This is a genomic window from uncultured Parasphingopyxis sp., from assembly GCF_937129435.1.
GTDB lineage: Bacteria > Pseudomonadota > Alphaproteobacteria > Sphingomonadales > Sphingomonadaceae > Parasphingopyxis.
On record NZ_CAKZNF010000002.1, the window covers coordinates 1 to 9,826 of the forward strand.

The following is a 9,826-nucleotide window of genomic DNA, read 5'->3' on the forward strand; positions in this document are numbered from 1 at the left end:
CACGTCGAGCTTGGTCATGACGAAGTCCGTGACGCCGTTGATGCGCGCCGTGTACCGCGCGATCGGGGCGTCGTACCAGCCGCAGCGGCGCGGGCGCCCCGTCGTCGTGCCGAACTCGAAGCCGGTCTTGCGCAGAAACTCGCCAGACTCGTCGAAGAGCTCGGTCGGGAAGGGCCCGGCGCCGACGCGCGTCGTATAGGCCTTGACGATGCCGATGACGCGGTCGATGCGGTTCGGCCCGATGCCCGAGCCGGTCGCCGCGCCGCCCGCCGTCGAGCTCGAGGAGGTGACGAAGGGGTAGGTGCCGTGGTCGACGTCGAGCAGCACGCCCTGCGCGCCTTCGAAGAGGATCCGGTCGCCGCGCGCCCGCGCCTCGTTGAGCGAGCGCCAGACGGGCTTGGCAAAGGGCAGCACGAAATCGGCGATTTCGGTCAGGTCGGCAAGCAGGCGCTCGCGATCGACGGGCTGTTCGCCGAAGCCGGCGCGCAGCGCGTCGTGATGCGCGCAGAGCCGGTCGAGCTGCGGACCCAACTCATCGAGATGCGCAAGGTCGCAGACCCGGATGGCGCGGCGACCGGCTTTGTCTTCATAGGCCGGGCCGATGCCGCGCCGCGTCGTGCCGATCTTGCCTTCGCCGCTCGCGTCCTCGCGCAGCGCGTCGAGATCGCGGTGGATCGGCAGGATCAACGGGCAGGTCTCGGCGATATGGAGCTTTTCGGGCGTCACCTCGACGCCTTGTCCGGCGATCTTTTCGACCTCGGCCTTCAGCGCCCAGGGATCGAGCACCACGCCGTTGCCGATCATCGAGACCGTGCCGCGGACGATGCCGGAGGGCAGCAGCGACAGCTTGTAGGTTTCATTGCCGATGACGAGCGTGTGGCCCGCATTGTGCCCGCCCTGGAAGCGAACGACGCAATCCGCGCGCGCCGACAGCCAGTCGACGATCTTGCCCTTGCCTTCATCGCCCCACTGGGCGCCGATCACGGTGACGTTGGCCATGGTTAGACTCCTCCAACCTGCCAAGATGATCCGGCACGCCCTTCGACAGGACTCGGCGCGCGGATGGGATAGGCGGACGCGAACGCCCGAACGCGGCAGCGCCCTACTGGTAAGGGTGCGTGCAAGTCAACGGGCATGGCATGGCTTGCGGTGAATGATCGTCGGCCGGGTGCCGTCAATAGGGCCGCGCCTCGCCATCGATCAGATGATGCGTGCAGCCCAGCGCTTCGCCACCATCGCTTTCCGATAGCGCCGCGACCGTGCGCCAGCCTTGTTCGCGCCAGGCGGCGGCTTCGTTGTCGGGCGTGCCGAGCGGCAGGAACAGGCGAGGAGCATCCCTGCGGCCGAGGCCGGCGTCGATCAGCGGGTCGATATAGAGCGAAAAGCCGACGGCGCTTTCCTCTGCGCCGTCCTGATGCAGGATCGTGTAGCTGCCACCGCGCCCGATCTCGCCGGAGATGCCCTTGCCGAAGAGCGAGAAGCCGACCCAGCTCTGATATTCGAAGCCGTGGCGCTCGGTCGGATCGAGGGTTAGCGCGGCCTTGCCAGCGATTGGCCCGGCGATCTCCTCCAGTGCATCGAGGCGTGTCTTGAGCGCACCGCCATCGTCGATCGCGCGCAGCTTTTCCATCGCGGTGTCGAAGGGACCCGCAGCGCCGATCAGCGGCAGATAGGCTTCGGCGCCGAGGGCAGAGATCGCCCCTGCATCCTTTTCATCAAGTTCGGCGCGGACCTGTTCCACTTTGTCCGCCGAGATCGGCAGCGACGTTTCGGCCAGCGTCTGCACGAGATCGGGCAGCGTCAGATCGACGGTGATGTCTTCGACCCCCGCCGCGGCCAGTGCATCGACCGCGAGCCGCAGGATTTCGCGCACGGCGGGGACGGTGTCTGTCCCGATCAGTTCGGCTCCGACCTGCAACAATTCGCGTTCGGGCCGCAGCTGAGTCGCGTGAAGCTTCAGGATCGCGCCGCCATAGCAGAGGCGCAGCGGCCGGGGCCGGTGTGCAAGCCGCGTCGCCGCGATCCGCCCGACCTGCGCGGTAATGTCGGGACGCAGCGCCAATGTTCGCCGCGATACAGGATCGACGATACGGAGCAGGTCACGGCCCTGACCCGCCTTCAACCGCCCCGCGAGGCCTTCCTCGAACTCCGCCATCGGCGGCGACACGCGCTCATAGCCGAAGCCGTGCATGCAATCCTGCACGGCGCGCAGCAGCCGCGACGCGGCCCCCGCTTCGGGCGGGAGCCGGTCGCGCAATCCTTCGGGCAGGAGGCCGGGCGGGAGCGTCGTCATCGCCGCTCCCTAACCTTTTGCCCGCGCCATTAGAAGTTCAGCGCCTTCACCTTTTTCACGCCGGGCAGGTTGCAAACCTTCCACATCACCGGCTCGTCGACGAGCTGGTCGACTGACAGCAGCAGCACCGCATCGCCGCCGCCTTCGCGCCGGCCGAGGTGGAAGTTGCCGATATTGACGTTGGCTTCGCCCAATGTCGTACCGATGCTGCCGATGAAACCCGGCTTGTCCTCGTTGACGACGTAGAGCATCGCGCCTTCGAGATTGGCCTCGATCGACACGCCGAAGATCTCGACGAGGCGCGGGACCGATTCGCCGAACAGCGTGCCGGCCACCGATTTCTCGCCCTCGTCGGTCATCACCGCGACGCGTACGAGCGTGTGATAGACGCCCTCGCGCTCGTGCCGGATTTCGCGGACATCGAGGCCGCGTTCCTTGGCCAGATATGGCGCGTTGACCATGTTCACGCTGTCCGAATAGGCGCCCATGAAACCGGCGAGCACGGCGCCCGTGATCGGCTTCTGGTTGAGTTCGGCGGCCGCGCCCTCGACCTCGATCGCGATACCCTTGACCGCGTCGTGTGCGAGCTGCCCGACCAGCGAGCCGAGCTTTTCGGCAAGCGCCATATAGGGCCGCAATTTCGGTGCTTCGTCGGCGGATAGCGATGGCATGTTGAGCGCGTTGGTGACGCCGCCGGTGAGCAGGTAATCGCTCAATTGCTCGGCCACCTGGATCGCGACATTGACCTGCGCCTCGGTCGTCGAGGCGCCGAGATGCGGCGTGCAGATGAGACCCGGCGTGCCGAAAAGGGGGCTCTCCTTGGCCGGTTCCTCGGCGAACACATCGAGCGCCGCGCCGGCAACCTTTCCCGAGTCCATGGCGGCTTTGAGGGCCGCTTCGTCGATCAACCCGCCGCGCGCGCAATTGATGATCCGCACCCCGTCCTTCATCTTCGCAAAGGCGTCTTCGGACAGGATCCCGCGCGTCTGGTCGGTTAGCGGCGTGTGCAACGTGATGAATTCGGCGCGGGCGAGAAGGTCGTCGAGATCGACCTTCTCGATCCCGAGTTCGACGGCGCGTTCCTCGGTCAGGAAGGGATCGTAGGCGATCACCTTCATCTTCAGCCCGCGCGCGCGGTCGGCGACGATCGAGCCGATATTGCCGGCGCCGATCAGGCCGAGCACCTTGTGCGTCAGCTCGACGCCCATGAATTTGGACTTCTCCCATTTGCCGGCCTGGGTCGAGGCATCGGCTTCGGGCAGCTGCCGGGCGAGCGCGAACATCATGGCGACGGCGTGTTCGGCGGTCGTGATCGAGTTGCCGAACGGCGTGTTCATCACGACGACGCCCTTGGCCGAGGCCGCGGGGATGTCGATATTGTCGACGCCGATCCCGGCGCGACCGACGACCTTCAGCTTGTCGGCGCGTTCGAGGATCTTCGGCGTGACCTTGGTCGACGAACGGATGGCAAGGCCGTCATATTCGCCGATGATCTCGGCCAGCTCGTCCTTGTCGAGACCGGTCTTCTCGTCGACCTCGATCCCGCGCGATCGGAAGATTTCGGCCGCTTTGGGGTCCATCTTGTCGGAAATCAGTACTTTGGGCATGATTATCTCCTCTCCCCTTCAGGGAAGAGGCCGGGAGAGGGGCAGTCTCGAAACCCGGCCTGTTGCGTAAATTTTAGAGGACAGCCCCCTCTCCCAACCCTCTCCCCTGAAGGGGAGAGAGCGAGAAATCAGGAAAGCTCTTCTTTGACCTTGGCATAGGCCCATTCGATCCAGGGCAGCAGCGCTGCGACATCGTCGGCCTCGACCGTCGATCCGCACCAGATGCGAAGCGATGGCGGTGCGTCGCGATAGCCGTTGAAATCGTAGCCGACCCCGCGTTCTTCGCAGAGCTTCACGATCTTCTTCGGCACGCTCGCCTTGGCCTCATCGTCGAGGCCGTCATACCAATCGCCGGCGAACTTGAAACAGACGCCGGTATTGGTGCGCTTGGCCGGATCCGATACCATCGGTTCGACCCAGTCGGTCTTGTCGATCCAGTCGTAGACGACGCCGCTGGCGCGGTCGGCGCGCGCGATCAGCTCGGCACGGCCGCCGATCGACTTCGCCCATTCGAGGCTCGCGATATAATCTTCGGTTGCGAGCAATGACGGCGTGTTGATCGTCGCGCCCTCGAAGATCGCGGTGTTGAGCTTGCCGCCCTTCTTTACGCGGAAGATCTTGGGCAGCGGCCAGGGCGGATCGTAGCTTTCGATCCGTTCGACGGCGCGCGGGCTGAGGATGAGCATGCCGTGCGCGGCTTCCGATCCCATCACCTTCTGCCAGCTATAGGTCGTCGCATCGAGCTTCGGCCAATCCATCTCCTGCGCGAAGATGGCGCTGGTGGCGTCGTTGATCGTCACGCCCTCGCGGTCGTCTGCGATCCAGTCGGTGTTCGGAATCTTCGCGCCGGACGTTGTGCCGTTCCAGGTGAAGACGATGTCGTCACCCTTGCCGATGCTCGCCAGATCGGGGATCTCGCCATAATCGGCATCGAGCGTCGTCAGATTGTCGAGCTTGAGCTGTTTGGCGGCATCCTGGATCCACACATTGCCGAAGCTTTCCCAGGCGGCGACGGTCGCCGGACGGGCGCCGAGCATGTTCCACATGGCGAGTTCGACCGCGCCGGTATCGGAACCGGGCACGATGCCGATCAGATAATCGTCAGGGATGCCGAGCAGTTCGCGGCTCAGGTCGATGGCGTATTTCAGTCGTTCCTTGCCGAGTGCGGAACGGTGCGACCGCCCGAGCGCGTCGGTTTTCAGCTTGTCGAGCGACCAGCCGGGGAATTTGGACGTGGGTCCGGATGAAAAGAAAGGGCGGTCCGGACGGACCGTAGGTTCTGTCGTCATATAATCTCTCCTCACAGAGAGCGCGCGCTGCGTTGGGGCAGCGTGGCCCACGCACGAGATGCGTGCTGCGGTGCGGCATGTCAACGCCGAAACCGCACGGTTCGACTCAAAAGGGGGATAGCCGCGTTGACCCGTGGCCGGTCCGCGATCATCAAATCGGCCATGAGAGTGTGGGGGACGATCGCGCTGGCCCTGAGCCTGGCCGCCTGTGGCATGATCGATGGCCGCAGCGACAATACGCGCCCGCAACCCAGGCAGCAGAGCACCGAGCGGCTGCCCTCGCCCAGCACGACGCTGTCGCAATGCCTTTCCGGGCTGGACCGGGCAGGGGTGCGCTATCGCCGCCTGCCCGACCGCGAATTTTCGGGCGGATGCCATGCGCGCGATACCGTTCAATTGCTCCAGGTCGGCGTGCCGACTCGCAATCTCGGCGCGATGACCTGCCCGCTCGCCGATCGCTACGGCCGATGGGTGCGCGACGTGCTCCAGCCGGCGGCACAGCGGAATTTCGGCGAGCAGGTGACGCGGGTCGATGCGATCGGCACCTATAGCTGCCGCAGGATCAACGGGTCTGGACGGCTGTCGGAACATGGCAAGGCCAACGCCATCGACATCCGCGCCTTTGCGTTCGCCGACGGACGGACGGTTACGGTCGAAGACGGCTGGAACGGTGACAGCCGCGAGCGCGCTTTCCTGCGCGACCTGCATGCGGGCGCGTGCCGGACGTTCGAGATCGTGCTCGGCCCCGACGCCAATGCCGATCATCGCGACCATTTCCACTTCGATATGGGCGATCGCGGGCCGTATTGCCGATGACTATGTCAGAACCTCGCTAGCGCGAGGTCGCCGCACCGGCCCGCACCCCCACCCGGCCTCCCACGTGATTATCCTGAATGGGAGGCCGGGTGGGGGTGCGGGCCGGTGCGGCGCTCGACCGAAAGGTCGAGTCTGACGAAAAAGCCCCATTCTTGCCTCGCTCGCCCACCCCGCTAACAGGACCGCATGAGAGACCCCAACATTCCCGACCATATCTTCTACACCTCCGGCGAGGACGCCGCTTATTCGCGCGCGGCCGAAATTGCGACGCCGCAGACGCAGGATCCCGCCTATAGGCTCGCCTTTCAGGACCCCGACTTCCTGTTGCGCGAGGATTTGCGTTCGGTCCGCTTCCAGCTCGAAATGCTCAAGCCCGAAATCCTGCTCGACGAGGCGAATATCGGATCGACCTTCGTCATGTATGGATCGGCGCGCATTCCCGAACCCAAGCTGGCCGATGCCATGGTCGATGCGGTCGAGGGCACGCAGAAGAAGGTCGCCGAGCGGCTTCGCGCCAAGGCGAAATATTATGAAGAGGCGCGCGCGCTGGCCCGCAAGGCGAGCCGGTTCGGCACGGGCGAGGACGGCAAGCGGCAATTCGTCGTCTGCTCGGGCGGCGGGCCGTCGATCATGGAGGCGGCCAATCGCGGCGCGGCCGACGAGGGCGCCGATTCGATCGGGCTCAACATCGTGTTGCCGCACGAGCAGGCGCCGAACGAATATGTGACGCCATCGCTCAGCTTCCAGTTTCACTATTTCGCGCTCAGGAAGATGCACTTCCTGATCCGCGCCCGCGCCGTTGCGGCGTTTCCCGGCGGATTCGGGACGTTCGACGAATTGTTCGAGCTGCTCTGCCTTGTCCAGACGGGCAAGATGAAGCCGCTGCCGATCCTGCTGTTCGGCGAGGAATTCTGGACGCGCGTTGTCGATTTCAAGGCGCTGGCGGAAGAGGGGACGATTTCCCCTGACGACCTCAAGATCCTGCGATTCGTCGAGACGGCGGACGAGGCCTGGTCGCTGGTCGAGGATTTCTACAAGGATCCGGTCGGGTGGAAATCCGAGCCGACGGTGCTGACGCTGGATTAGCGCCCGATTCACTCAATCAGGACAAACCCGTCCGTTAGGGCTGAGCTTGTCGAAGCCCGTCTCTCATTCTCGCGAGGCGCCCTTCGACAAGCTCAGGGCTAACGGGTGTACTGCCGTAGCGATCGATTATTCGCCTGCAGCGTCGCCGACTTCGGCCTCGGTCGCCGCTTCGGCTTCCGGATCGGCATTCTCGGCGTCTTCGATCGCTTCGTCCTCGCCCTCGGTCGCCGCCTCGTCTTCCTCGGCCGCATCGTCGGCGGGCGGGGCGGGGATCGGCAGGTTCGAGCCGTTGGCGTTGAGGTAGAGGATGACGGCGGCGCGATCGAGCGGGTCGGAAAGGCCGGCGAAGCTCATCTTTGTGCCGGGTGCATATTCGGACGGACGGCGCAGCCAGTCGCTCATCGCCTGGAAGGTCCAGTTGCCGGGAATGCCGGCCAGTTCGGACGAATAGGCGAAGCCGGCGACATGGCCGTGCGGCGCGCCCAGAACGCCGTAAAGGTTCGGCCCGATCCCGTCGGCGCCGCCCTGGTTGATCGTGTGGCAGCTGGCGCAGCGCGCGAACACGGCTTCGCCCTGTTCGACCGTCGCCTCGTTCAGCGCCGCCTCGATCGACATTTCCTCTTCGCCTTCGCCGCCTTCGACGGCGACGCCTTCGACGACATAGCCCATCTCTTCGGGCCGTTCGGCGTGCCACATCTCGGCGGTGACGATGGAGGATCCGAGCGCGACGATGCCGCCCGCCAAGGCCCAGCCTGCGATCGTGTTGAACTGACTCATGATTTGGTTTCGCCCCTAGGGTGGTTTGGCCGGTGCTTTAATAAGGCGCGGCGTTTATCGCAAGCGCATCAATCCGCGTCCACCCAGTGCGAAAACAGCGTATGGGCGATGGCGAAAGGCGGCGGGCAGATGAACGGGGCGCCGGGATCGCCGGCGAGCGCCGCGCGGACCTCGTCCCGCGTCACCCACTTGGCGTCCTCGATCTCCTGTTCGTCGAGCGTGATCGCGTCGTCCTCGACGGGTGCGATGCACGCCATCATCAGCGAATTGGGGAAGGGCCAGGGCTGGCTGGCGAGGTAGCGGACCTCGGTCGCGCGCACGCCTGCTTCTTCGTGCAGTTCGCGCGCGACGGCTTCTTCGAGCGATTCGCCCGGCTCGACGAAACCGGCCAGCGCCGAATAGCGATCGGGCGGGAAACGCGGCTGGCGCCCGACCAGCGCCTTGCCTTCATATTCGGCGAGCATGATGACGACGGGGTCGACGCGTGGGAAATGCTCGGCCCCGCAATTGTCGCAATGCCGCGCCCAGCCGGCCTTGGCGACGCGGGTTTCGTTGCCGCACTTGCTGCAGAAGCGATGGCCGCGATGCCATTCGATCAGCGAGCGCGCGGCGGCATAGGTCGCTGCTTCCTTGGGCGGCATGATGCCGAGATACTGCCACACCGCATAGGCGCGGTTGCCCTGGGCGGGCCGGTCCATCGACAGCGGCGCGAAGCAGGGCGATTCGCCGTCCATGCCGAGGAACAGCAGCTCGTCCTCCTCGCCGCAATCGGCGAAGCTGCCCCATTGCAGCGCGCCTTCGGGCGAGATGTCGGGGTCGAGATCGTTCAATTTGAGGATGCGCGTCCGAAGGCTCGCGCGCAATTCGGACATTTTCGCATCGTCGATGCGGAACTGGTCGGCGCGTTCGAGCGGCGATCCGGTGACGCCGGGGCTGATTTTGAGGTTCACTGAATGTCTCCTTGGGCCTCGAACTGCGCCCGGGCGAGGGTGACGGCCTTGGCGAACAGCGTGGGGAGGCCCGCCGCGTCGAGATCGTCGATCGGCCACCATTCGCCGTCCAGTGCGGCCCGCGTCAAGAGGCGTGCCCCCTGCACGTCGAGACTGAAATCGAAATGGGTGAAGCTGTGCGCGACGGTGCCGAGCGGCATGAATTCGGCGTCTGCCGGTGCTTTTTCGGCTTGGCGTTTGCGGGTCCAGTCGCCCGAAGGAAGCGCGCGCATCCCGCCCAGCATCCCCTTGTCCGGCCGCCGGACCAGCAGCACCGCGCCGTCATGTTCGATCCACCAGGCGGTGCCGTATTTGTGCGGCTTGGCCTTCTTGGCGGGCCTGACCGGATAGGTGGCGGGATCGCCGGTCGCGGCGGCGGCGCATTCGGGGCGGAGCGGGCAAATGGCGCAGGCTGGGTTGCGGGTCGTGCAGATGGTTGAGCCCAGATCCATCATCGCCTGGGCAAAATCGCCGGCACGATCGTCCGGGTAGATGTCCGCCGCGACCTCCCGAATCGCCTTGCGCGCGGCGGGCAGCGGCTCGGCGATCGCATCGAGCCGGGCGACGACGCGTTCGACATTGGCATCCACGGGCGCCGTCGGCTCGCCGAGTGCGATGGCCGCGATGGCTGCGGCGGTAGAATCGCCGATACCAGGAAGGTTGCGTAACGCTCTCTCCGTGCTTGGAAATTTCCCGCCATGTTCCGAGGCTACGACACGCGCGCAGGCGACGAGATTGCGGGCGCGGGCATAATAGCCAAGCCCCGCCCATGCCGCCATCACATCGGCATCTTCTGCCGCCGCGAGCGCCTCCACATCGGGCCAGCGGGCAAGAAAATCGGCGTAGCGCGGCTTCACCGCCGCCACGGTCGTCTGCTGCAGCATGATCTCCGATAGCCAGACGCGATAGGGATGGGATGGCGGATCGCCGGGCTGCGCGCGCCATGGCAAGCGCCGGGCGTTCCGATCA

The 9,826-nt window shown here is 65.5% G+C and carries 9 protein-coding genes; 2 read left to right on the forward strand and 7 right to left on the reverse strand.

Features of this window, described 5'->3' with window-relative positions; all coding sequences use genetic code 11:
* The 4 genes from Q0139_RS00210 to Q0139_RS00225 form a co-directional block, all read right to left on the reverse strand.
* Positions 1-999 (reverse strand): adenylosuccinate synthase (locus tag Q0139_RS00210; RefSeq protein WP_298015790.1); only part of this gene is annotated, 999 nt, incomplete at its 3' end.
* Positions 1,000-1,174: 175 nt separating this feature from the next.
* Positions 1,175-2,293, reverse strand: coding sequence for an ATP phosphoribosyltransferase regulatory subunit (locus Q0139_RS00215; RefSeq protein WP_298015792.1), 1,119 nt, complete (start codon positions 2,291-2,293; stop codon positions 1,175-1,177).
* Between the two features lie 29 nt (positions 2,294-2,322).
* Positions 2,323-3,900 (reverse strand): phosphoglycerate dehydrogenase, encoded by a 1,578-nt coding sequence (gene serA / locus Q0139_RS00220; protein WP_298015794.1) that lies wholly within the window; start codon positions 3,898-3,900, stop codon positions 2,323-2,325.
* Positions 3,901-4,028: 128 nt separating this feature from the next.
* Complete coding sequence (locus Q0139_RS00225; RefSeq protein WP_298015796.1) at positions 4,029-5,189, reverse strand: phosphoserine transaminase; 1,161 nt, start codon at positions 5,187-5,189, stop codon at positions 4,029-4,031.
* Between the two features lie 162 nt (positions 5,190-5,351).
* On the opposite strand from Q0139_RS00225, the gene Q0139_RS00230 reads away from it, so the two are divergent.
* Positions 5,352-6,005 carry an extensin family protein gene (locus Q0139_RS00230; RefSeq protein ID WP_298015797.1) on the forward strand — a complete coding sequence of 218 codons (654 nt, stop codon included), beginning with the start codon at positions 5,352-5,354 and terminating at the stop codon, positions 6,003-6,005.
* Positions 6,006-6,191: 186 nt separating this feature from the next.
* The gene (locus Q0139_RS00235; RefSeq protein WP_298015799.1) at positions 6,192-7,091 is read left to right on the forward strand and encodes a TIGR00730 family Rossman fold protein; all 900 of its coding nucleotides are present in this window, start codon (positions 6,192-6,194) and stop codon (positions 7,089-7,091) included.
* 126 nt (positions 7,092-7,217) lie between these two features.
* Here the strand turns inward: Q0139_RS00235 and Q0139_RS00240 are convergent, their stop codons facing one another.
* The 3 genes from Q0139_RS00240 to Q0139_RS00250 form a co-directional block, all read right to left on the reverse strand.
* Positions 7,218-7,868 carry a c-type cytochrome gene (locus Q0139_RS00240; RefSeq protein WP_367180711.1) on the reverse strand — a complete coding sequence of 217 codons (651 nt, stop codon included), beginning with the start codon at positions 7,866-7,868 and terminating at the stop codon, positions 7,218-7,220.
* A 68-nt stretch (positions 7,869-7,936) separates the two neighbouring features.
* Positions 7,937-8,818: an NAD(+) diphosphatase gene (gene nudC, locus Q0139_RS00245; protein ID WP_298015801.1), complete on the reverse strand. Its 882-nt coding sequence runs from the start codon at positions 8,816-8,818 to the stop codon at positions 7,937-7,939.
* A partial coding sequence (locus Q0139_RS00250; protein WP_298015803.1) for an A/G-specific adenine glycosylase occupies positions 8,815-9,826 on the reverse strand: 1,012 nt, incomplete at its 5' end. The genes Q0139_RS00250 and nudC, both read right to left, overlap by 4 nt.

Excerpts from the sequence above, each read along its gene's own strand:
- Q0139_RS00215 (WP_298015792.1), bottom strand. The coding sequence starts at position 2,293 with ATGACGACGCTCCCGCCCGGCCTCCTGCCCGAAGGATTGCGCGACCGG.
- Q0139_RS00235 (WP_298015799.1), top strand. The coding sequence starts at position 6,192 with ATGAGAGACCCCAACATTCCCGACCATATCTTCTACACCTCCGGCGAG.
- serA (WP_298015794.1), bottom strand. The coding sequence starts at position 3,900 with ATGCCCAAAGTACTGATTTCCGACAAGATGGACCCCAAAGCGGCCGAA.
- Q0139_RS00240 (WP_367180711.1), bottom strand. The coding sequence starts at position 7,868 with ATGAGTCAGTTCAACACGATCGCAGGCTGGGCCTTGGCGGGCGGCATC.
- Q0139_RS00225 (WP_298015796.1), bottom strand. The coding sequence starts at position 5,189 with ATGACGACAGAACCTACGGTCCGTCCGGACCGCCCTTTCTTTTCATCC.
- Q0139_RS00230 (WP_298015797.1), top strand. The coding sequence starts at position 5,352 with ATGAGAGTGTGGGGGACGATCGCGCTGGCCCTGAGCCTGGCCGCCTGT.